The following is a 20569-nucleotide window of genomic DNA, read 5'->3' on the forward strand; positions in this document are numbered from 1 at the left end:
CCTCCCGCTGCCGGCTACCGGGTTACCGGGCCGCCGGGCGGACCGCAGGCCGCCAGGCCGCCAGGCCGCCAGGCCACCCGTACCTCACCCAAGGGAGTCCCCGTCGTACCGCCCGGCAGGGTGTCCGTGTCAGCCGTGGTCCGTCGGCGTGGGTTGCCGTGTCGTCGGGGTGCCCCGCACCGGTGTGTCCGCGCGGACCAGGTCGCGTATCGCCGGCACCGCCAGCAGGGCGAGAGCCACCACGACGCTCGCCGCCGCCGAGACCAGGAGCACATGGCCGGCGCCCAGGGCCGAGGCGGCCGGGCCGGCCAGGGCCTGGCCGACGGGCATCATCGCCAAGGAGCCGGCGACGTCGTAGGCGTGGATGCGGTTGAGGACGTCGGCGGGGACCTGGGTCTGCACGCTGGTCGCCCACATCACGCTCCAGAACGACATCGCGGCCCCGGCGACCGCCGCCCCGGCCGCCATGGCGGCCACGCCGAGCCCCGCACCGACGCTCGCCGGGAAGGCCACGAAGCCGAACAGGGCGATCGCCCCGGCGCGCAGCATGCGGCGCGGGCGCAGCCGCAGCGCGAGCAGTCCGCCGACGACCGTGCCGGCGCCGAGGGCGGAGTTGACCAGGCCGTAGGCGCGCGGCCCGTGGTGCTGCACCACCTCGGTGGCGACCAGCGGCACGCTCGGCGCCCATACCGCGATCATGTACAGGCACCAGACGGCGATCACGCCCCACAGCCAGGTGCGGGCCCGGAACTCCCGCCAGCCCTCGACGAGATCGGCCCGGAACGCGCGCGCCCCGCGCCGCGGCGGGCGGTCGTCGTGGGCGAGCGGGGGCAGGCGGATCAGCAGCAGACACAGCGCGCTGACGGCGTAGGTGGCGGCGTGCGCCGCGAACACCCCGCCCGGGGAGGCGAAGCCGACGAGCAGACCGGCGAGCGCGGGGCCGGCGAGCTGCGCGGCGGACTCGGCGATGCGGATGGCGCCGTTGGCGCCCTGGATGTCGGCGGCGAGGCGGGGCACGGTACTGGCCACGCCCGGCTGGAAGACCGCGCCCGCCACACCGTTGGCAAAACCGATCGCGCAGATCTCCCACAGCACCACGTGGTCGGCGAAGAACAGTCCGGCGGCCAGCGCCTGGGTGCCGAGCCGGACGAGGTCGGCGCCGATCATCAGCTTGCGGGTGGAGAAGCGGTCGGCGATCACCCCGCCGAAGACGACGAGCCCGGCGAAGGCGGCCGCGGTCGCCGCCATGGCCAGGCCTACGGCGCCCGCGCCGTAGCCGTGCTGGAGCAGCCCCGCGGCGAGGGCGACCGGCAGCATGGTGTCGCCGAGCCGGGCCACGGCCCGTGCAACGAAGAACAGCGCGAAGTCCCGCGACCACACCGGTGCCGGTGGCACTCCGCTCACCGCTCCGTTCACCGCGCCGCCCACCCCGGGCCCTCCCCTCACCGGCCTCCCCCGGCAGCCGGAGCCCCCCTCCGGCCCCGGCTTCCGTCACCGCGGTCGGATCATGCCATGTGCCACTGACAACGCCGCAGGGATTTTCACCCCGCTCTCACCCCGCGGCCGGGTGTCCCAACTCCGGGTGGGCGTCGAGCAGTCGGGACGGGGCCGCCTGGCGCCAGGAGTCGGCGAGGATGTCGCGCAGCTCCCGCTCGTCCTCCAGCGCGCCGAGCCGGACCCGGATCCAGGCGAACTGCGCCTCGTGGCCGGCGATCCAGAACTTCTCCGGTTCGGCCAGCACGAGTTCGTCGCGCTCCTCCTTGGGGCAGCGCACCGCCATGGAGGTCTCGTCCTCGGGCAGCGTGGCGAACATCTTCCCCGCCACCCGGAACGTGGGCATGCTCCAGGCGATCTTCTCCGTCGTGTCCGGCAGGGACAGGGCGACACGGCGTACGTCTTCGGCATCCGACATGGCAGGCACCGTAGCCGCTGCCACTGACAGTCACCCGTCGACGGCGGCCCCGAGCCGCTTGTAGTACAGGGTCGTCGGCCGGAGCACGCCGTCGGGGCTCAGCGCGTAGTCGGGGATCGTCCCGGCGCGGGTCCAGCCGGCCGAGCGGTACAGGGACTCGGCCGGGCTGCCGGTCTCGGTGTCCAGGTGCAGCAGGGTGATCCCGGACGCGGCGGCCGCCGACTCGGCGGTGTCCAGCAGGGCGCGGCCAAGTCCGCGGCCTCGGGCGCGGCGGTGCACCATCAGCTTGACGATCTCGCCGCGGTGCCGGCTGTTGGGCTTGTCCGGCAGCGCGAGACTCACCGTGCCGGCCGGCCGCCCGTCGTCGTACGCCGCCCACACCAGGAGCCGTCCGGCGGCCACGGCCTCGGCGCGCTCGCGCCACCACCCGGCGGCCCAGGCCGCGTCCAGGGGCGCGAGGAAACCGACCGAGGCGCCCCCGTCCACCGTGTCGACCAGCAGCTCGGCCAGCTCCTCGGCCAGCAGCAGGACTTCGGGCGCGTCGAGGCGCTTCACGGCCGCACCACCGCCAGCAGATAGCGCACGCCGGTGTCGTCCGCGCACCGGAACCGCGTCGGCCCCCACACGCGCATCCGCAGGCAGTCGCCGGCCGCGAGCCGGTGTGTGACGTCCCGCTCGGTCACCTCCAGCGCCCCGTCCAGCACCCAGATGTGCTGTTCCAGGCCGGCGACGGGCGGGCGGTCGTAGGCGATGTCCGCACCGGCGGTGAGCCTGCCCTCGACGAGTTCGCCGCGCAGCCCGGGGTGCGGCGGCGACACCGAGCGCCGCAGGAACCCGGAGTCACGGTCCTCCCACACGGGCTGCTCGGCGGCCCGCAGCAGCGGGGCGGGCTCCGCCTCCACCTCGCTGAGCAGCTGGGACATGGTCCGCCCGTAGACATGGCAGAGCCGGTTCAGCAGCGCGGCGGTGGGGCTGGTCTCGGCGCGCTCGGCACGTGACAGCGTGGAGCGGCTGATCCCGCTGCGCTCGGCCAGCTCGCCCAGCGACCAGCCGTGCTCCGCCCGCAGCGCGGCCAGGCGGGCGCCCAGGCGTATGTCGACCTCTGCGACCTCTTCTCTCATATCCGGGACGCTATCCCGGATATGAGACACCCCTGTTACGGAAGCCTCACGTCCGGGCCGCCGCGCCCAGCGCCTCCAGCACGGGGCGGATCAGCGGATGCTCCTCCGCGCCCCGGCGTACCGCGGCGAAGACGCGGCGGGTCGGCGCGGCGCCGTCCACCGGGCGGACGACGACGCCGGTGAGGTCCATGCCGCGCAGGGCGGAACGCGGCACCAGGGCCACGCCGGCGCCGGCCGCGGCCAGGGCGACGACGGCGCGGAAGTCGTCCGAGGAGTGCTCAAGGCGGGGCTGGAACCCGGCGTGCTCGCAGGCCAGGACGACGACGTCGTGGCAGGGGTTGCCGGGGTAGGGGCCGATCCACGGGTCCTTGGCCAGGTCCGCGAGGGGCACCTCGACGGAGTCGGCCAGCCGGTGGCTGACCGGTACGACCGCGTCGAAGGGCTCCGCGTACAGCGGGACGTGCGTGAGGCGGGGGTCGTCGGCGGGCGGGGCCCCGCGGTACTCGACGGCGACCGCGACGTCGACCTGCCGGTCCAGCACCATCGGCAGGCTGGCGTCGCCCTCGGCGTCCTGCACCCGGATGCGTATGCCGGGGGCGGTGTCGGCGAGCCGGGCCACCGCCGGGGCGACGACCAGGGCGATGCCGGTGGCGAAGGCGGCGACGGTGACCGTGCCGGCCTGGCCGGAGCCGTAGGCGGCGAGCTCGGCCTCGGCCCGCTCCAGCTGGGCGAGGACCGCGTTGGTGTGACTGAGCAGGATCTCACCGGCCGGGGTGAGCCGTACGCCCTTGGCGGAGCGCTCGACCAGGCGGTGGCCGGTCTCCTGCTCCAGGGCGGTGAGCTGCTGGGAGACCGCCGACGGGGTGAGGTACAGCGCGGCGGCAGCCGCCGTCACCGTGCGGTGGTCCGCCACCGCACGGAGGATGTGCAGCCGCCGCGCTTCGATCACGTACCGATTCTCTCAGGTCAGGCGGCCAGCTCCGCCCGCGCGGCGACGAAGGCGTCCACGGCCCGGTCGACGTCCTCGGTGGAGTGCGCGGCGGACAGCTGGACCCGGATGCGGGCCTGGCCCTGCGGGACGACCGGGTAGGAGAAGCCGATCACGTACACGCCGCGCTCCAGCAGCAGCTCCGCCATCCGGCCGGCGACGGCGGCGTCACCGATCATCACGGGGGCGATGGCGTGGTCGCCGGGGAGGATGTCGAAGCCCTCCTCCGTCATCCGGCGGCGGAACAGGGCGGTGTTCTCCGCGAGCCGGACGCGCAGGTCGTCGGCCGACTCCAGCAGGTCCAGGACCTTGAGGGAGGCGGCGGCGATCACCGGGGCGAGCGTGTTGGAGAACAGGTACGGCCGGGAGCGCTGGCGCAGCAGGGCGACGATCTCGGCGCGGGCGGCGACATAGCCGCCGGAGGCGCCGCCGAGCGCCTTGCCGAGGGTGCCGGTGACGATGTCGACGCGGTCCATGACGCCGTGCAGCTCGGGGGTGCCGCGGCCGGAGGGGCCGACGAAGCCGACGGCGTGCGAGTCGTCGACCATGACCATCGCGTCGTAGCGGTCGGCGAGGTCGCAGATCTCCGCGAGGGGGGCCACATAGCCGTCCATGGAGAAGACGCCGTCGGTGACGATGAGGCGGCGGCGCGCGTCGGCCGCCTCCTTCAGCTGCCGCTCCAGGTCCTCCAGGTCGCGGTTGGCGTACCGGAAGCGGCGGGCCTTGGACAGCCGGATGCCGTCGATGATGGAGGCGTGGTTGAGGGCGTCGGAGATGACCGCGTCCTCCTCGCCGAGCAGCGTCTCGAAGACACCGCCGTTGGCGTCGAAGCAGGAGGAGTACAGGATCGTGTCCTCCTGGCCGAGGAAGGCCGACAGCCGGGCCTCCAGCTCCTTGTGCACCTCCTGGGTGCCGCAGATGAAGCGCACGGAGGCCATGCCGTAGCCCCAGCGGTCCAGGGCCGCGTGGGCGGCGGCGACCACCTCGGGGTGGTCGGCGAGGCCGAGGTAGTTGTTGGCGCAGAAGTTGAGGACCTCGCCGGGGCGCCCGCCGGCGGTGACGTTCACCGTCGCGGACTGCGGGGTGCCGATGACGCGCTCGGGCTTGTGCAGACCGGCGGCGCGGATCTCGTCGAGGGTGGCGCGCAGGTCGTCGCGCACGGAGTCGAACATGGCTGAAGCTCCTGAAGTCGTACGGGAGTTACGCGGTCCAGTCGAGGATGACCTTGCCGCCCTTGCCGCTGGCGGCGTCGGCGAACGCCGCCTCGAAGTCGCGGTAGCCGTAGCGGCCGGTGATCACGGGGGCGAGGTCGAGGCCGCCCTCCAGCAGCACCGACATCGCGTACCAGGTCTCGAACATCTCGCGGCCGTAGATGCCCTTGATGGTGATCATGGAGGTGACGATCCGCGCCCAGTCGACCGGGAACTCCTCGGCGGGCAGGCCGAGCATGGCGATCCGGCCGCCGTGCGTCATGTTGGCGATCATGTCGCGCAGCGCCTCGGGCCGGCCGGACATCTCCAGGCCGATGTCGAAGCCCTCGCGCAGCCCCAACTCCCGCTGGCCGTCCGCGATCTGCTCGCGCGCCACGTTCAGGGCGAGGCTCACGCCGATCTTGCGGGCCAGCTCCAGGCGCTCCTCGCTGACGTCGGTGATGACGACGTGGCGGGCGCCGGCGTGCTTGGCCACGGCGGCCGCCATCAGGCCGATCGGGCCGGCGCCGGTGATGAGCACGTCCTCGTTGACGAGCGGGAAGGACAGCGCCGTGTGCACGGCGTTGCCGAACGGGTCGAAGATCGCCGCCACGTCCAGGTCGACGGGCACGCGGTGCACCCACACGTTGGACGCGGGCAGCGCGACGTACTCGGCGAACGCCCCGTCACGGCCGACGCCGAGGCCGACGGTGGCCCGGCACAGATGACGGCGGCCGGCCAGGCAGTTGCGGCACTTGCCGCACACCAGGTGGCCCTCACCGCTGACCCGGTCGCCGACGGCGATGTCGCTGACGTCCCGGCCGGTCTCGACGACCTCGCCGACGAACTCGTGCCCGACCACCAGCGGGGTGCTGATCGCCTGCTGCGCCCACCCGTCCCAGGCCCGGATGTGCAGGTCGGTGCCGCAGATACCGGTGCGCAGCACCTTGATCAGGACGTCACCCGGGCCGATGGCCGGCTCCGGGACGTCCGTGAGCCACAGTCCGGGCTCCGCCTTCTCCTTGACCAGCGCCTTCAACGCTACGGCTCCTGTGGTGCTCGGGCCCGGGCGCGGGCAGGCCGAAGAAGCCCGCGTGCGGGGGAAGGGGTGGAAAATGCGTCGGCAACCGGGAATGCGTCAGCAGTCCGGAATGCATCAGCAATCTGCCGTATAGCGCACTCCGGGGTCCATCGAGCTTTTCTTAAGCGGCGCCACAGCTTTCCTTCACGCCCTCGGTCCAGTCGTCACACCAGCCCGTGCTCCAGCCGGTCCATGAGATCCGCCGCCGCCGACTTGATCGTCTCCAGGCCGGCCCTGCCCCAGGTCCGTGGTGCGTGGTCGGCGACGCACACGGTGCCCAGCACGGTGCCGGTGGAGTCGATGAGCGGGGCACCGAGGTAGGAGCGGATGCCGTACTCGTCGACCACGGGGTTGCCGGCGAAGCGGGGGTAGTCGGCGACGTCCTCCAGGGCCAGCGCGCGGCGACGCACGGCGACGTGCGGGCAGTAGCCGTGGTCGCGGGGCAGGGCCCTGCCGAGAACGGGTCGGGGCGGCTCGCCCGGCACGGTCGGCGGCGGGGGCGGCACGTGCAGCCCGGCGAAGAACTGCCCGTCCGCGCCGAGGAAGGTGACCATCCCGTACGACGCGTCGGTGAGGTCGGCGAGGTGCGCCGCGTAGGAGTCGAGGGCGGGCTCGGGCCGCTCGCCCAGGCCGAGCAGGTGCAGCCGCCGGGCGCGGGCGGGTGCGTCGCGGTCCTCGGGGGTGAGCAGCAGCCGGCCGGCGGAGCTCGGCGGCTCGTACCTCATGGCCGGGCTCCGGGGACGTGGGCGTGGGTCATGCGTCAGCTCCGGGGGCGGTCGAAGGGGCGGGGGGCGGGGCCGGTGTCACGGTCACAGACCCCGCAGGGGCGCGGGCGCGACGGGGGCGTGCGCGATGAGGTGCCGGACCAGGGTGAGCAGGGTCTGCACGCCGGACGCGGAGATCCGGGCGTCGCAGCGCACGACGGGGATGCGCGGGTCCAGGTCGATGGCGGCGCGGACCTCCTCGGGGTCGTAGCGGTGGGCGCCGTCGAACTCGTTGATGGCGACGATGAAGCCCAGACCGCGCTCCTCGAAGAAGTCCACGGCGGCGAAGCACTCCTGCAGCCGCCGGGTGTCGGCGAGGATGACCGCGCCCAGGGCGCCCTCGCACAGCTCGTCCCACATGAACCAGAACCGCTCCTGGCCGGGCGTGCCGAACAGGTACAGCACGTGTTGCGGGTCGAGGGTGATGCGGCCGAAGTCCATGGCGACCGTGGTCTCCATCTTGTTCTCGATGCCCTCCAGGCTGTCGGTGGCCTCGCTGACCGTGGTGAGCAGTTCCTCGGTGCTGAGCGGGGCGATCTCGCTGACGGCGCCCACGAAGGTCGTCTTGCCGACCCCGAAGCCGCCCGCGACGAGGATCTTCAGCGCGGTCGGGAAGGGGTCCTCACCGCCGGGCCGGTACTCGGGATAGCCGCCGTAGCCGGAGCGGTCGCAGGCCGTCTCAGAGCTGTCGTCGTAGTCCATCGAGCACTGCCTCCAGTAGGGCCCGGTCGGTGGGTTGGTGGGAATACGCCGGGGGCTTGGTGGTGAGCGCCCCGGTGTCGACTAGGTCGGACAGCAGCACTTTGGTGACCGCCGCCGGCAGCTTCAGGTGGGCGGCGATCTCGGCCACCGAGACGGGTGCCCGGCACAGGTCCAGGGCCTGTGCGTGCTCGGGGCCGAGATAGCCGAGGGGGGTCGCCCCGGTGGCCATCACCTGTGACATCAGGTCGAGTGCGACGCTGGGCCGGGTGCGTCCGTTGCTCACCTGGAAGGGGCGCACGAGCCGGCCTGCCGCGTCGTCGAGCCAGGGGCCGTCCCCGGCCGCCGCCACGCTCAAGGCCGCATCACCGGGGGTTCTGCGGACTGCTGGCGGGGCGCGGTCACCAGATAGGGGCGGACGCTCTTGACCAGCATGGCCATCTCGTAGCCGAGCACGGCGGCGTCCGCGTCGCGGCCGGCGAGCACGGCGAGACAGGTGCCGGAGCCGGCGGTGGTGACGAACAGCAGCGTCGCGTCGAGTTCGACGACGACCTGCCGGACGTCGCCGCCGTCGCCGAAGCGGACGCCGGCGCTGCGGCCGAGGGAGTACAGGCCGGAGGCCAGGGCGGCCATGTGGTCGGCGCTGTCCACGTCGAGTCCGTGCACGGACTTCACCAGGCCGTCGCAGGACAGCAGGACGGCGCTGTGGGTGTGGGGCACGCGCTGGACGAGGCCGCTCAACAGCCAGTCGAGGTCGGTTGCCTGGCCGGTCGGCGCATCGCTCGCCATGGTGGATCGACTCCTTGGGGTACGGGGGTGGGCGGGAGCGGTGGGGGTGGTCATCCGGCCGGTGCGCTCCCGTCGTGCCGGGTGGTGAGGTGCCGCGACCCGTCCGGGGGTGACAGGTGCAGGGCGCCCGTCCCGGTGACCGGCTCCGGCCGGGGACCGGCCGCCGGGTCGAGACCGGGGCGGGCCGGGTGGAGACCGGCCGGCGGGTCGAAGCCGGGGTCGGCCGGGGTGTCGTGGCTCTGCTGGGCCTCGGCGAGGCCGATGCCGCGCTGGAAGGCGGCCATCAGTCCCGGGTCGGGTCCGGCGGCGTCGTCCTCGGGGCGGGGCAGGGGGCCGCCCCGCAGCTGCGGGACGATGTGCTCCTGGGCGCGGCGCCGGGGCAGTTGGGGCTTGCCCATGGTGCCGCGGACGGCTCCGGTGCGCGGGACGGGCGGGGTGCCCGCGATGTCCTCGACGGCGGCCCGGTCCTCGGCACGGATGCCGGGGACGGCGGCGGCCGGGGTCGGCCGCTCCTCGCGGCGCCCGCGCACGGGCAGCGGCGGAACGCTCCCGTCGCGGTCGGACGCGCCGGCGCCGGGAGGGACCTCTCGGCCGGGTGTGCCGCCGCCGTCCGGGACAGCGGCGTGCGGCGCGGCCCCCGTCGCGGGCCGGGGCTCCCGCGCCGGTACGGCGTGCAGGTGGGCGCCGGTGCCGTACGACTGCTGCGGGGGGACGGCGGCGCGGGCGCCGGTGTCGTACAGCTCCTGCGGCGGCACTGCGGGCCGGGCGCCGGTGTCGTACGGCTCCTGCGGCGGGACGACGTGCCGTGCGCCGGTGCCGGAGTCGTGCCGGGCGGCCGCGCCGGGCGGGACGGCGTCGAAGCCGGTGCCGAGCACGGCCTGCGGGACGACGAGGACGGCCTGGACGCCGCCGTAGATGTTGGTCTGCAGCCGCACCCGGATGCCGTGTCTGCGGGCCAGCTGGGAGACGACGTAGAGCCCGATGCGGCCGTCGGCGAGCAGCCGGGCGACGTTGACCTGGTCGGGGTCGGCGAGCAGTTGGTTCATCCGGTCCTGCTCCTCGACGGGCATGCCGAGGCCGCGGTCCTCGACCTCGACGGCGAGGCCGGAGGTGACGAGGTTGGCGCGCAGCAGCACCTGGGTGTGTGGGGCGGAGAACACCGTGGCGTTCTCGGCGAGTTCGGCGAGCAGGTGGATGACGTCGGCGACGGCGTGCCCGCGCACGGTGCCCTCGATCGGCGGGACCAGTTTGACCCGGGAGTACTGCTCGACCTCGGCGATGGCCGAGCGCAGCACCTCGGTCATGGAGACGGGGTGGCTCCACTGCCGGCGGGAGACGGCGCCGCCGAGCACGGCGAGGTTCTCGGCGTGGCGGCGGACCCGGGTGGCGAGATGGTCGACGTGGAAGAGGCTCTTGAGCAGGTCCGGGTCCTCGATCTCGTTCTCCAGCTCGTCGAGGATGGAGATCTCCCGGTGCACCAGGGACTGCAGCCGCCGGGCGAGGTTCTCGAAGACCTCCAGTTTCTGCTCGCTGCCGGTCTGGCTGGACAGCTGCGCGGCCTGCACGACGGCGGCCACGGCGGCGTCGTGGGCGCGGGCCAGGTCGGCGGCGAGCAGTTCGAGGTCGTCGGCGTCGGCGGCGGGGGCGGGGCGCGGGGCGCGGGCGGGCGGGGCCTCGCCGCGGCGCAGTGCCTCGACCAGGGCCCGCAGGTCGGCCTCGCCACGCGCGGTGCCGCGGCGCAGCGCGGCGACCCGGTCGCCGACGGCCCGTGCGGTGCGGTCGGCCGCCACGGCGGCGATGACGATGCCGGCGAGGGCGACCGCGGCCGCGCCGGCCAGGACGGCCCACTGGGCGGGGCCGGGCCGCTGGCCCGAGGTGCGGACGGTGAACAGCACGGCCGCGCAGGCGCTCAGGGCGACGGCGGTCGGCGGCAGGACGGCGAGGCGCAGCAGCTGGGGTCGTATGTGGGCCTCGGGGAGGGAGGGTTGGGTGCGGACTGCCGGCCGCCCGTGCCGCCCGCCGCCCTCACGGCGGTCTGCGCGTGCGGCCGGTGCGCGGAGGTGAGACATCGGTGTCCTCGTACTGGGGTCCTGGTCCGTCGGGCCCGTGTCGCCCGACGGACACTCACAGTAGTCGGCACCGCATCATGTGCGGTGGGCAGTTGACAAAGTCCCACGCACAGCGTCCCGCTCTGGTATGACGCCTCGTACTACAGACCGATAAGCCCGCCGCGCAGACTGATCGAGAGCATCAACTTTCGACCAGAGCTGGTCAGTTGTGGTCGCGACGAAAGACGGAGGACCGGGCGGCGCTCCCACCGCCCGGCCCCTCTTCCCTTTCGAACGGCGACCCGTCGAGACCGCTTCGGATCCCTCCGCGCACCGCAGATCATTCCCCCGAACATCACTCAAAGTGACGACCGAGGGCCCTTCCCCGTAGTGAGCACGGTGTGGACCAGCCGGGCGCCGGCGCGTGCCGTGCGGTCGTCCGCGTCGAGTCCCGGGTTCAGCTCGGCGACGTCGCACAGCGCCGGCTTGCCGCTGGCGGCGACGCGGGGGCAGACCCGCTCCACGACGTCCATGCCGACTCCGTGGGCGGCCGGCACGGTGTCCGGCGCGGTGGCGGGCGAAACGTCTGGGATACCGGACACGGGTTCCGCCGAGACCATCGCGGCAAGGCACTGACATGGGAGTTCATGGAGTCATGAACGTGGAAGTGAATGTCGGCCCCCTCTCCCCCGAAGACGTCGTCGCGGTCGCCCGCCACGACGCGACCGTCCTGCTCGCCCCCGACGCGCTCAAGGAGATCGCGCGCAGCCGTGAGGTCATCGAGGGCCTCGCGGACGACGTGGTCCCCCACTACGGCGTCTCCACCGGGTTCGGGGCCCTGGCCACCCGGCACATCCCGACCGCGCTGCGCGCCCAGCTCCAGCGCAGCCTGGTCCGCTCGCACGCGGCGGGCTCCGGGCCCGAGGTCGAGCGCGAGGTCGTCCGCGCGCTGATGCTGCTGCGTCTGTCGACGCTGGCGACCGGCCGCACCGGAGTGCGGGTCGAGGTGGCCGAGACCTACGCGGCACTGCTGAACGCCGGGATCACGCCGGTGGTGCACGAGTACGGCTCGCTCGGCTGCTCCGGCGACCTCGCGCCGCTCGCGCACTGCGCGCTCGCCGTGATGGGTGAGGGCCGGGTGCGCGACGCGCGGGGCGAACTGCGGGAGACCGCCGACGCGCTCGCCGAGGCCGGGATCAGCCCGGTGGTGCTCAGCGAGAAGGAGGGCCTCGCCCTTATCAACGGCACCGACGGCATGCTCGGCATGCTCGTACTGGCCTGCCACGACCTGCGGGGCCTGGTGCGGGTCGCCGACATCACGGCCGCGATGAGCGTCGAGGGCCAGCTCGGTACGGACGCGGTGTTCGCCGCCGACCTCCAGGCGCTGCGACCGCACCCGGGGCAGGCCGACAGCGCCGCCAACCTGCGGGCGCTGCTCGCCGGTTCGGGCATCGTGGCCAGCCACCGGGGCCCGGAGTGCACCCGGGTGCAGGACGCCTACTCGCTGCGCTGCTCGCCCCAGGTGCACGGCACCGTGCGGGACACCCTCGCGCACGCCGAGCTCGTCGCCTCCCGTGAGCTCGCCAGCGCGGTCGACAACCCCGTCGTCACGCTCGACGGGCGTGTGGAGTCCAACGGCAACTTCCACGGGGCGCCGGTCGCCGCCGTGCTCGACTTCCTGGCCATCTCGGTGGCGGACCTCGCGTCGATCTCCGAGCGGCGCACGGACCGGTTCCTGGACGTGGCCCGCAACCACGGGCTGAACGCGTTCCTCGCCGACGACCCCGGTGTCGACTCCGGGCACATGATCGCCCAGTACACGCAGGCCGCGATCGTCTCGGAGCTGAAGCGGCTCGCCGCGCCGGCCTCGGTCGACTCGATCCCCTCCAGCGCCATGCAGGAGGACCACGTCTCGATGGGCTGGTCGGCCGCCCGCAAGCTGCGCCGCGCGGTGGACGGCCTCACCCGGGTCCTCGCGGTCGAGCTGTACACGGCCGCCCGCGCCCTGGACCTGCGTGCCCCGCTCGACCCCGCGCCCGGCACCGCCGCGGTGCGCGACGGTCTGCGCGAGCTCGTGGCCGGCCCCGGCCCCGACCGCTGGCTGGCGCCCGAGATCGAGGCCACCGTCGGCTACGTGGCGTCCGGCACCGCCGTGTCCCGGGCACAGGCCGCGGTGGGCACTCTGGCCTGACCCGCGCGGGGTCACCGCCCCCGGCCCCGGCCCACCGTCCTGGTGGGCCGGGGCCGCGCGCGTTCAGCCGGCCGGGCGCCGGGCTGTGATCAGGTAGTAGTCGAGCAGGCCGTCTCGGTAGGCGCCGAGGAAGTTGCGCGGCCAGGTCACGGGCAGTTCGACATGGGCGAGGAAGTGGTCGTAGCCGGGCCAGACGTGCTCGCCGATCGACTCGGCGCGGACATCGGTGAGGCCCGCGCCGCGCAGGGCGTCCAGGAGCGCGGGCAGCGGGTGCGGCCGGTCCAGGCCGGTCGCGAAACTGTCCAGGCGCTCGGCCAGTGCCGTGACCTTGGCGCCGGTGTCGTCGGGGAGGAAGAAGCTGGTGACGGCCAGCCGCCCGCCCGGCCCGAGCACGCGCGCGGACTCCCGGGCGAACGCGGTCAGATCAAGGAAGTGCTGGGCGGCCTCGACCGAGTACAGGCGGTCGAACTCACCGCCGGCGAACGGCATCCGCTCGGCCGCGCCGCGCACGAACCGCAGCCGCTCCGGCTCCCGCGCGAGCAGGTCCGCGTGCACCTCGCGGGCGCGCTCCAGCTGGTCAGGGTGGACGTCCACGCCGGTCACCGCGGCGAAGGAGAACTCGGCGAGGGCCAGCGCCGCACCGAGCCCGATCCCGCAGCCGACCTCGACCGCGCGAGCGCGCTCCGCCCCGGGCCCGAGCGCCCGCAGCACGCGCCGGTACAGATTGCGCTCGCTGCGGATCCGGTCCTCGGTGGTCGGGGCGCGGTCCAGCGAAATGCCCTGCCAGTCCCCGAAGTTGATGAAACCACCCGCGAACGCGGGCACGGAGCTCAGGTCCACGGGGCCGTAGATGCTCCGCACCTGCGGTGCGATCTCCTCGCCGGCTGTTCCCGTCTCGTGGTCGGCCATGCACGCATGGTAGCGACGGCGCGGAGGGCCCCGGCGGCCCGACGCCGGGCGCCGGGCTCTCCAGGTAGCGGAGCAGCACGCTCAGCTCGCTCCATGGCAGCCATCAAGCCGCAGGTCACAGCCTTGGCACCACGGCCGGTGCGGGCATGTGGTCTCGTATCCAAGACATGGCGGAGCGGCGCCGTCCGGACGGCTCGGGCGGACGTACGCTCGCGCCATGTCCGTCGTACCAGCCGCCGCACAGGTTCTCGCCATCCTCCGCTATCTCGCCGGGCAGGCCGGTCCGGTGCCCGCCGCGGCGATCAGCCGGGACGTCGGGGTGCCGCGGTCGACCACGTACCACCTGCTCGACACGCTGGCCCGCGAGGGGTTCGTCGTGCATCTGCCGGAGGAGCGGCGCTACGGGCTCGGGGTCAGCGCCTTCGAACTGGGCTCCGGGTACAGCCGCCAGGCGCCGTTCGAGCGTCTGGCGAGGGTGCCGCTCGCCCGGCTCGTGGACCGCACCGGCCACAACGCGCATCTGGCGGTGCTGCACGGCCGTGAGGTGATCTATGTGATCGAGGAGCGTGCTCCCGGCCGTCCGCCGCTGGTCACCGAGGTCGGGGTACGGCTGCCCGCCCACCTCACGGCCAGCGGCCGCGCCGTACTGGCCCGGCTGCCGCAGGCCCAGGTCCGCGCCCTGTTCCCGGACCCCTCGACGTTCGTGCGCCGCAACGACCTCGGACCGACCTCGCTGTCGGCGCTGCGCCACCTGCTGACGGAGGTGCGCCGGCGCGGCTACGCCACCGAGGAGGACGAGATCACCACCGGCTTCTCCTCCGTGGCCGCCGCCGTCCTGGACCACAGCGCCCACCCGATCGCCGGGGTGGCGGTCACGTTCCCCGGCGGGGAGGTCGACGAGGCACAGCGGCAGCGGATCGCGGACGAGGTGGGCCGGGTCGCCCGCGAACTGACCCGCCGGGTGGGCGGGGTGACCGAGTGAGGGGGCACCAGCCGGGCCCGCGGTGCGCTACAGGACGAAACCGTGCGGGAAGGGGTCGTCGGGGTCGAGCAGGTAGTTCGCGGTGCCGGTGATCCAGGCCCGGCCGGTGAACTCGGGGACGACCGCGGGCCTGCCGCCGACCTCGGCCGTGCCGACCAGCCGCCCGGTGAACCGGGTGCCGATGAACGACTCGTTGACGAACTCGGTGTGCAGCGGCAGCTCGCCGCGCGCGTGCAGCTGCGCCATCCGCGCGGACGTTCCCGTACCGCACGGGGAGCGGTCGAACCAGCCCGGATGGATGGCCATGGCGTTGCGGGAGTGCCGGGCGGTGGAGTCCGGGGCCAGGAACTGCACATGCTTGCAACCGGAGATGAGCGGGTCGGCCGGGTGCACCGGCCGCCTCTGTTCGTTCACCGCCCGCATGACGGCGAGTCCGGCGGCCAGGATCTCGTCCTTGTGCGCCCGGTCGAACGGCAGGCCGAGCCGGACGAGTTCGACGACGGCGTAGAAGTTGCCGCCGTACGCCATGTCGTAGCGGATGTCGCCGAGGCCGGGCACCTTCACCGTCGCGTCCAGTTCGAGCGCGAAGGCGTCCACGTTGCGCAGGGTGACGCTGTGCGCCCTGCCGTCGCGGACCTCCACGCGTGCTTCGACCAGTCCGGCGGGCGTGTCGAGCCGTACGACCGTCTCCGGCTCGGTGACCGTGACCATCCCGGTCTCCACCAGGACGGTGGCCACCCCGATCGTGCCGTGCCCGCACATCGGCAGGAAGCCGCTGACCTCGATGTAGAGCACGCCCCAGTCGGCGTCGGGCCGGGTCGGTGGCTGCAGGACGGCTCCGCTCATCGCGGAGTGGCCGCGCGGCTCGTCGACGAGGAAGCGGCGCAGCTCGTCCAGGTGCCGCATGGCGTGGCGCCGGCGTTCGGCCATGGTGTCACCCGGGACGGCGGGCACACCGCCGGTGACCACGCGGGTGGGCATGCCCTCCGTGTGCGAGTCGACGGCGCTGATCGTGCGGACCGAGCGCATCAGCCGGCCCGCCCGGTCAGCGAGGCGATCGCGCGGGCCATGTCGGCCTCGACCTGCTCGCGCAGACGCGGCACGAGCGGGCCGCGCGGCGGGCGGCAGGGGCCGCCGTACCGGCCGACCTGCTCCATGCCGAGCTTGATCGCCTGGACGAACTCGGTGCGCGAGTCCCAGCGGAAGGCCGCGGCCAGGGGCTCGTACAGCGCCCGGGCCTCTTCGAGCTTGCCGGCGAGGGCCAGGTCGTACAGGCGGGCCGACTCCGCGGGGAAGACGTTGGGGAAGCCGGCGAACCAGCCGGTCGCGCCCATCAGGAGGCTCTCCAGCGCCACGTCGTCGGCGCCGCTGATCACGTCGAGGCCCGGGGCCCGCTCCCTGATCTCCAGCACCCGGCGGACGTCTCCGGAGAACTCCTTGACCGCCACGACATTGTCGATCCGGGCGATCTCGGCGAGGAGGTCCGGGGTCAGGTCGACCTTGGTGTCGATGGGGTTGTTGTAGACCATCACCGGCAGGCCGACGGACGCCACGGCCTCGAAGTGCGCCAGGATCTCACCGCGGTTGGCGCGGTACATGGTCGGCGGCAGGCACAGCACGCCGTCGGCGCCGTCCTCGGCCGCCAGCTCGGCCCAGTGCCGGGCCTGGTGAGAGCCGACTCCGTGCACGCCGACGACCACGACACCGCGGTCGCCGACGGCCTCGACGGCGGTCCGGGCCACCCTGCGGCGCTCGTCGTCGGTCAGGGACGAGTACTCACCCAGCGAGCCGTTGGGTCCGACGCCGTGACATCCGCTGTCGACCAGCCAACGGCAGTGCTCGGCGTACCGGTCGTAGTCCACACCCAGACCGGCCGGGGCGGACGCGCTCTCGTAGTACGGCAGGGCGGTGGCGACGACCAGGCCACCGAGGGAGGGTTCCTGCTTCCGGGGATCGCTCATGGGAGGTACTCCGATTTCAGGGGTGGGTGTCCGGTGGGGAGGGCGGAGGTGCGGACGGGGGGCGTTCGGCGGCGGGCGCCGGGGTGGCTGGGTCTGCGGTGGCCGGCTCGGGAGCGGCAGGCCCGCAAGCCGCAGGCTCGGGAGCTCCGGGCTCGGGGTCCGCCGGCTCCGCAGCGGCGGCGAGTTCGGCGAGGCGGATGGGGTGGGCGATCGGGCGGTGGTGGGGTGTTGGAGCCGGTAGGTCCGGCAACTCCCGCTGCGCGACCCGTCCCGTGAGCAGCTCGGCGACCGTGGGGCCGCAGACGCGGGCCTGGCAGGGGCCGAGGCCGGCCCGGGTCTCCAGCTTGGTCACCCGGGGACCGGCGCTCGCCTCACTGCCCGCCGCCCGGCACAGGGAGGCGTAGTCCGCTTCCTCGCAGCGGCAGATGACGGTGTCGGGACGCAGCCACCCCCGCCACGCCGCGCCGACGGGATGGGCTCGGGCCAGCCGGTCGGCGAAGGCGCGGCCCTGGTCGCGGCTGCGCCGCAGCGGGCGCAGCACGGGCGCGGCCGGGTCGCCGCCGGCGGCCAGCCATCCGGCGAGCGCCCCCTGAGACCGTGCGGCCGGTGCGCCGGCGACACCGGTGATCTCACCGGCCGCGTACACCCCCGGAACGCTGGTGCGCTGGTCGTCGTCGACGGCCACGAACTCACCGCCCGCCCCGCCGCGCAGCGCGCACCCGGCCGCCAGGGGCAGTTCGAGCTGCGGGCTGAACCCATGAGTGACGCACACCGCGTCGACCGGGACCGTGTGCTCGCTGCCCGGCACCACCGACCAGTCGGCGCGCAGCCGCGCGGTCACCACCTCCTCGACCCGGCCGTCGCCGCGCGCCTCGACGACCGTGCGGCCGACGCGGTAGGGCACCCGGTGGCGGGCCAGCAGGGCGGCGTAGCGGGCGAGTTCGGCGGCCTTGCCGGCCTGCGCCGCGAGCTGCCACGGCCGGCGGCCCCAGCCCCGGACCAGGGTGGTCGCCGTACCCGCCTCCAGCACCGCCAGGACCCGAGAGCCGGCCTCCAGCAGCGAGGCGGCGACCGGGAGCAGGAACGGCCCCGAGCCGGCGACGACCACCCGGTCGCCGACCACGACCCGCTCGCCCTTGGCGAGTGCCTGCGCCGCCCCGGCGGTGAAGACACCCGGCAACTCCCAGCCGGGGAACGGCAGAACGCGGTCGTGGGCTCCCACGGCGAGCACCAGCGCGTCCGGTTGGAGCACCACTCGGCGCCTGCCACCCCCGTCGGCCGGACCGCGCAGGGCGTGGACGCGGGGGACGGCGGGCCGGTCCGGATCCGGGCGCTCCAGCGCCCACACCGAGGTCTCCGGCCACCAGGCGCACCGGGGGTGGCCGAGCACCCGGCGGCGGCGCCGGTCGAAGGCGTGCCAGCCGTGCTGGAGCCGTTCGGGCCGGGTGGCGCGGTAGGCGTCCGGCAGCATCCGGTGATACTGGCCGCCGGGCTGGTCGGCCGCGTCGACGAGGGTCACCCGGGCGCCGGCGCCGAGCGCCGCCTCCGCCGCCGCGAGGCCCGCCGGTCCGGCGCCGATCACCACGACGTGCCGCCGCGTCACAGCTCCTCCCCCGTCGGTGCATCGGCTCCATCGTCACGCCGGCCGGGGCCGGCGTCCGGTGGCACCGGTGCGGCGACCGGCTCCCGGGTCTGCGTGGTCACCACATCCCCCTCGCGGGCCCGGCGGCGGCAGGCGCGGACATCGCGCTCCGAGCCGACGGTCACCAGGCAGTCGAAGCAGACCCCGATGCCGCAGAACACCCCGCGGGGCGCTCCGGAGCGCTGCCGGCGCCAGGCCAGGCGGTCGGCGGCGAGCAGCACCCCCGCGATGGACTGGCCCTCGATGCCCTCGACGGGCTCGCCGTCGACGGTGATCCGCAGCGGCCGCTCGCGCCGCCCGACGGCGTCGGACTCGGCGCGGACGCGTCGGGGGCTCATGCCGTCTCCTCACGTTCCATGCGGGTTCCGCCGCCCAGGACGGCCGGCCGGTCCACCCGGAAAGGGGCAGTGTCGATCTCCGTCGGCTGCCCGAGCATCAGCCGGCGCAGCAGCCGTGCGCTGCCCACCGACAGACCGATCCCGGCGCCCTCGTGCCCGCCGACGTGCCAGAGCCCGCTCAGCCGGGGGTCGGCGCCGATGACCGGCAGATGGTCGGGGACGTACGGGCGGAATCCGCCGTAGGCCCGCATGACCGCGATCCCGGCCAGCGCGGGGAACAGCCGCAGCGCCTTGGCGGCCATGACGGACAGGACGGCGGGGCGCAGCCGGTCGTCGAATCCGACGCGTCGGCGCGAGGAGCCGATGAGCACGCTGCCGCCCCGGGTGGACTCCACCACGGCCGAGGTCCGCAGCTCCCCGGCGCTGCTGCCGACCGCTCCCGCGTAGTCGGCGTCGTAGACCTTGTGGAAGACCATGGGCGGCTGCGGAGTGGTCACCAGCACCTCGCCGCGCCGGGGCCGGACGTCCACGGGTGCGCCGAGACGGGCGGCCAGCTCGCCGGACCAGGGGCCCGCGGCGTTGACGAACCCGTCGGCCTCCAGCAGCCCGGCCGAGGTGCGCACCCCGGTGATCCGTCCGCCTCGGGTGACCGCTCCGAGCACCTCGCAGCCGGTGCGCAGGGTGGCGCCCGCGGCGAGGGCTTCGGTGAGCAGGGCGGCCGCCGCGGCGGCGGGCTGCACCTGGGCGTCCTGCGGGTAGTGGACGGCGGCCGTGTGCTCGCGGGTGACGTACGGCTCCGCCGCGGCGAGGGCGTCGGCGTCCAGGTCCTCGGTGCGCACCCCGGCCGTGGCCTGACCGGCGGCGAAGCGGGTCAGTTCGCGGGCGCCGGCGTCGGTGGTCGCCACGACGATGCCGCCCTTGGGCTCCCATTCCACCGCCCGCGCGGCATGCTCGGAGCGCTCGGCGACCTCCGCGAGCACCTGCGGCCACAGCCGCCGGGACAGCAGGGCGAGTTCCAGCTCCGGCCCCGGGCCCTTGTCGGAGACGAGGACGTTGCCCTCGCCGTGCGCCGTGGTGGCCGACGCGGCCGCGCCGCGCTCGACGACGGTGACCTCGAACCCGGCCAGAGCCAGCTCACGGGCACAGGCACAGCCGACGATGCCGGCGCCGAGCACCGCCACGCGCGTTCCGTACACCGCACCCTCCTCGTTCGATAAACCGAACGATGAGGAACGTAGGGCGGCGCGACGACCGCGTCAAGGGGCACGACGACAGCACGCGCCTCGAAGAGGCCAGGAGGACGTCAGGAAGAAGAAGGATGACTCTCCGCGCCTCCACCGGACAGATGCAGCCTCTGCCGCGCCCCGTACTGCAGCAGCAGAACCGAGCGCACGTCGCCGTCGAGAGCCGTGTAGCCGTGCGGCCGTGACGCGTCGAAGCAGACGTAGTCCCCCGGCCCCAGTTCCACCTCGTGGCCCTCCACCCGCACGCCGAGTCGGCCGGTCTGCACGACGGTGTGCTCCCTACCCACGTGACCGTCGGACTCCTGGCTGCGTCCGGCCCGGAACCGCTGGTCGAAGACCTCGACGACGGCCTCACCGGACTCGATGCGCTGCAGCCGGCGCAGGTCGACGCCCGCGCCGCTGAGCACCTCGGTGTCCGCGGCGCGCACCACGGTCAGCTCGCCGGCCGGACGGGCGTCGAACAGATCGGAGATCGGCAGCTCCAGCACCCGGGACAGGCTGAACACCGTCTCGATGGTGGGGTTGCCGGTCCCCGACTCCAGTTCCGACAGCGTCGCCTTGCCGATCCTCGATCGCCGTGACACCTCCGACAGGGACAGCCCCCGCTCGGCCCGGGCCCGTTTCAGGTTGGCGGCCAGCATCGCCCGGACCGACCCCTCGAAGACGCTCACGCCGCGTTGTCCTTCACTTTCCTTCGTTCGGTAAACCGT

22 protein-coding genes are annotated in these 20569 nt (G+C 74.3%); 2 read left to right on the forward strand and 20 right to left on the reverse strand.

Annotated features, from left to right (window positions below; translation table 11 throughout):
• Nucleotides 1-129 precede the first annotated feature (129 nt).
• The 13 genes from C3489_RS20925 to C3489_RS20985 all read right to left on the reverse strand — a co-directional run bounded on the left by C3489_RS20925 (nucleotide 130) and on the right by C3489_RS20985 (nucleotide 11212).
• Entirely contained in the window at nucleotides 130-1404 is a 1275-nt protein-coding gene (locus tag C3489_RS20925; RefSeq protein WP_258054872.1) for an MFS transporter, read from the reverse strand.
• 148 nt (nucleotides 1405-1552) lie between these two features.
• Nucleotides 1553-1912, reverse strand: coding sequence for an MmcQ/YjbR family DNA-binding protein (locus tag C3489_RS20930; RefSeq protein WP_181139769.1), 360 nt, complete (start codon nucleotides 1910-1912; stop codon nucleotides 1553-1555).
• Between the two features lie 30 nt (nucleotides 1913-1942).
• A complete protein-coding gene (locus C3489_RS20935) occupies nucleotides 1943-2467 on the reverse strand; it encodes a GNAT family N-acetyltransferase (protein ID WP_103783541.1) in 525 nt (174 codons plus the stop codon).
• Complete coding sequence (locus C3489_RS20940) at nucleotides 2464-3033, reverse strand: helix-turn-helix domain-containing protein (protein WP_103783542.1); 570 nt, start codon at nucleotides 3031-3033, stop codon at nucleotides 2464-2466. The genes C3489_RS20935 and C3489_RS20940 overlap by 4 nt, the downstream gene beginning before the upstream one ends.
• A 46-nt stretch (nucleotides 3034-3079) precedes the next feature.
• Nucleotides 3080-3982 carry a LysR family transcriptional regulator gene (locus C3489_RS20945; RefSeq protein WP_103783544.1) on the reverse strand — a complete coding sequence of 301 codons (903 nt, stop codon included), beginning with the start codon at nucleotides 3980-3982 and terminating at the stop codon, nucleotides 3080-3082.
• A 17-nt stretch (nucleotides 3983-3999) separates the two neighbouring features.
• The gene (locus C3489_RS20950; protein WP_103783546.1) at nucleotides 4000-5193 is read right to left on the reverse strand and encodes a glycine C-acetyltransferase; all 1194 of its coding nucleotides are present in this window, start codon (nucleotides 5191-5193) and stop codon (nucleotides 4000-4002) included.
• Between the two features lie 28 nt (nucleotides 5194-5221).
• Nucleotides 5222-6250: an L-threonine 3-dehydrogenase gene (gene tdh, locus C3489_RS20955; RefSeq protein ID WP_103783547.1), complete on the reverse strand. Its 1029-nt coding sequence runs from the start codon at nucleotides 6248-6250 to the stop codon at nucleotides 5222-5224.
• Between the two features lie 206 nt (nucleotides 6251-6456).
• Nucleotides 6457-7017 carry a GAF domain-containing protein gene (locus C3489_RS20960; protein ID WP_103783548.1) on the reverse strand — a complete coding sequence of 187 codons (561 nt, stop codon included), beginning with the start codon at nucleotides 7015-7017 and terminating at the stop codon, nucleotides 6457-6459.
• A gap of 84 nt (nucleotides 7018-7101) precedes the next feature.
• On the reverse strand, nucleotides 7102-7758 hold the full coding sequence (locus C3489_RS20965) for an ATP/GTP-binding protein (protein ID WP_258054873.1): 657 nt from the start codon (nucleotides 7756-7758) through the stop codon (nucleotides 7102-7104).
• Nucleotides 7736-8107: a DUF742 domain-containing protein gene (locus C3489_RS20970; RefSeq protein WP_103783549.1), complete on the reverse strand. Its 372-nt coding sequence runs from the start codon at nucleotides 8105-8107 to the stop codon at nucleotides 7736-7738. The genes C3489_RS20965 and C3489_RS20970 overlap by 23 nt, the downstream gene beginning before the upstream one ends.
• 2 nt (nucleotides 8108-8109) lie before the next feature.
• The gene (locus C3489_RS20975; protein WP_103783550.1) at nucleotides 8110-8544 is read right to left on the reverse strand and encodes a roadblock/LC7 domain-containing protein; all 435 of its coding nucleotides are present in this window, start codon (nucleotides 8542-8544) and stop codon (nucleotides 8110-8112) included.
• Nucleotides 8545-8594: 50 nt separating this feature from the next.
• A complete protein-coding gene (locus C3489_RS20980; RefSeq protein WP_103783551.1) occupies nucleotides 8595-10613 on the reverse strand; it encodes an ATP-binding protein in 2019 nt (672 codons plus the stop codon).
• A 338-nt stretch (nucleotides 10614-10951) separates the two neighbouring features.
• Entirely contained in the window at nucleotides 10952-11212 is a 261-nt protein-coding gene (locus C3489_RS20985; protein ID WP_103783552.1) for an arginase family protein, read from the reverse strand.
• Between the two features lie 17 nt (nucleotides 11213-11229).
• Here C3489_RS20985 and hutH point away from each other — a divergent pair, with 17 nt between their 5' ends.
• Entirely contained in the window at nucleotides 11230-12783 is a 1554-nt protein-coding gene (gene hutH / locus C3489_RS20990) for a histidine ammonia-lyase (RefSeq protein ID WP_103783553.1), read from the forward strand.
• A gap of 63 nt (nucleotides 12784-12846) precedes the next feature.
• Here the strand turns inward: hutH and C3489_RS20995 are convergent, their stop codons facing one another.
• The gene (locus tag C3489_RS20995) at nucleotides 12847-13692 is read right to left on the reverse strand and encodes a class I SAM-dependent methyltransferase (protein ID WP_103783554.1); all 846 of its coding nucleotides are present in this window, start codon (nucleotides 13690-13692) and stop codon (nucleotides 12847-12849) included.
• Between the two features lie 217 nt (nucleotides 13693-13909).
• On the opposite strand from C3489_RS20995, the gene C3489_RS21000 reads away from it, so the two are divergent.
• Nucleotides 13910-14674, forward strand: a complete 765-nt coding sequence (locus C3489_RS21000) for an IclR family transcriptional regulator (protein ID WP_103783555.1) — start codon at nucleotides 13910-13912, stop codon at nucleotides 14672-14674.
• Between the two features lie 27 nt (nucleotides 14675-14701).
• Here C3489_RS21000 and C3489_RS21005 read toward each other — a convergent pair whose 3' ends face one another.
• The 6 genes from C3489_RS21005 to C3489_RS21030 all read right to left on the reverse strand — a co-directional run bounded on the left by C3489_RS21005 (nucleotide 14702) and on the right by C3489_RS21030 (nucleotide 20530).
• Nucleotides 14702-15703 (reverse strand): proline racemase family protein, encoded by a 1002-nt coding sequence (locus tag C3489_RS21005; protein ID WP_103783556.1) that lies wholly within the window; start codon nucleotides 15701-15703, stop codon nucleotides 14702-14704.
• Entirely contained in the window at nucleotides 15703-16635 is a 933-nt protein-coding gene (locus C3489_RS21010; protein ID WP_103783557.1) for a dihydrodipicolinate synthase family protein, read from the reverse strand. The genes C3489_RS21005 and C3489_RS21010 overlap by 1 nt, the downstream gene beginning before the upstream one ends.
• A 16-nt stretch (nucleotides 16636-16651) precedes the next feature.
• On the reverse strand, nucleotides 16652-18238 hold the full coding sequence (locus C3489_RS21015; protein ID WP_103783558.1) for an FAD/NAD(P)-binding oxidoreductase: 1587 nt from the start codon (nucleotides 18236-18238) through the stop codon (nucleotides 16652-16654).
• A complete protein-coding gene (locus C3489_RS21020; protein WP_103783559.1) occupies nucleotides 18235-18615 on the reverse strand; it encodes a (2Fe-2S)-binding protein in 381 nt (126 codons plus the stop codon). The genes C3489_RS21015 and C3489_RS21020 overlap by 4 nt, the downstream gene beginning before the upstream one ends.
• The gene (locus C3489_RS21025; RefSeq protein ID WP_103783560.1) at nucleotides 18612-19811 is read right to left on the reverse strand and encodes an FAD-binding oxidoreductase; all 1200 of its coding nucleotides are present in this window, start codon (nucleotides 19809-19811) and stop codon (nucleotides 18612-18614) included. The genes C3489_RS21020 and C3489_RS21025 overlap by 4 nt, the downstream gene beginning before the upstream one ends.
• Nucleotides 19812-19918: 107 nt before the next feature.
• Complete coding sequence (locus C3489_RS21030; protein ID WP_219821967.1) at nucleotides 19919-20530, reverse strand: helix-turn-helix domain-containing protein; 612 nt, start codon at nucleotides 20528-20530, stop codon at nucleotides 19919-19921.
• Between the last annotated feature and the right edge of the window lie 39 nt (nucleotides 20531-20569).

Origin of the sequence: Streptomyces sp. Ru71 (genome assembly GCF_002920535.1) — a bacterium.
Lineage (GTDB): Bacteria > Actinomycetota > Actinomycetes > Streptomycetales > Streptomycetaceae > Streptomyces.

Bases quoted from the DNA above. Each gene is read 5' to 3' on its own strand.
- C3489_RS20965 (WP_258054873.1), bottom strand. From the start codon at position 7,758: ATGGACTACGACGACAGCTCTGAGACGGCCTGCGACCGCTCCGGCTAC.
- C3489_RS21000 (WP_103783555.1), top strand. From the start codon at position 13,910: ATGTCCGTCGTACCAGCCGCCGCACAGGTTCTCGCCATCCTCCGCTAT.
- C3489_RS20980 (WP_103783551.1), bottom strand. From the start codon at position 10,613: ATGTCTCACCTCCGCGCACCGGCCGCACGCGCAGACCGCCGTGAGGGC.
- C3489_RS20960 (WP_103783548.1), bottom strand. From the start codon at position 7,017: ATGAGGTACGAGCCGCCGAGCTCCGCCGGCCGGCTGCTGCTCACCCCC.
- C3489_RS20975 (WP_103783550.1), bottom strand. From the start codon at position 8,544: ATGGCGAGCGATGCGCCGACCGGCCAGGCAACCGACCTCGACTGGCTG.
- C3489_RS21005 (WP_103783556.1), bottom strand. From the start codon at position 15,703: ATGCGCTCGGTCCGCACGATCAGCGCCGTCGACTCGCACACGGAGGGC.
- C3489_RS20930 (WP_181139769.1), bottom strand. From the start codon at position 1,912: ATGTCGGATGCCGAAGACGTACGCCGTGTCGCCCTGTCCCTGCCGGAC.
- C3489_RS21010 (WP_103783557.1), bottom strand. From the start codon at position 16,635: ATGAGCGATCCCCGGAAGCAGGAACCCTCCCTCGGTGGCCTGGTCGTC.
- C3489_RS21020 (WP_103783559.1), bottom strand. From the start codon at position 18,615: ATGAGCCCCCGACGCGTCCGCGCCGAGTCCGACGCCGTCGGGCGGCGC.
- hutH (WP_103783553.1), top strand. From the start codon at position 11,230: ATGGGAGTTCATGGAGTCATGAACGTGGAAGTGAATGTCGGCCCCCTC.
- C3489_RS20995 (WP_103783554.1), bottom strand. From the start codon at position 13,692: ATGGCCGACCACGAGACGGGAACAGCCGGCGAGGAGATCGCACCGCAG.
- C3489_RS20940 (WP_103783542.1), bottom strand. From the start codon at position 3,033: ATGAGAGAAGAGGTCGCAGAGGTCGACATACGCCTGGGCGCCCGCCTG.
- C3489_RS20985 (WP_103783552.1), bottom strand. From the start codon at position 11,212: ATGGTCTCGGCGGAACCCGTGTCCGGTATCCCAGACGTTTCGCCCGCC.
- C3489_RS20950 (WP_103783546.1), bottom strand. From the start codon at position 5,193: ATGTTCGACTCCGTGCGCGACGACCTGCGCGCCACCCTCGACGAGATC.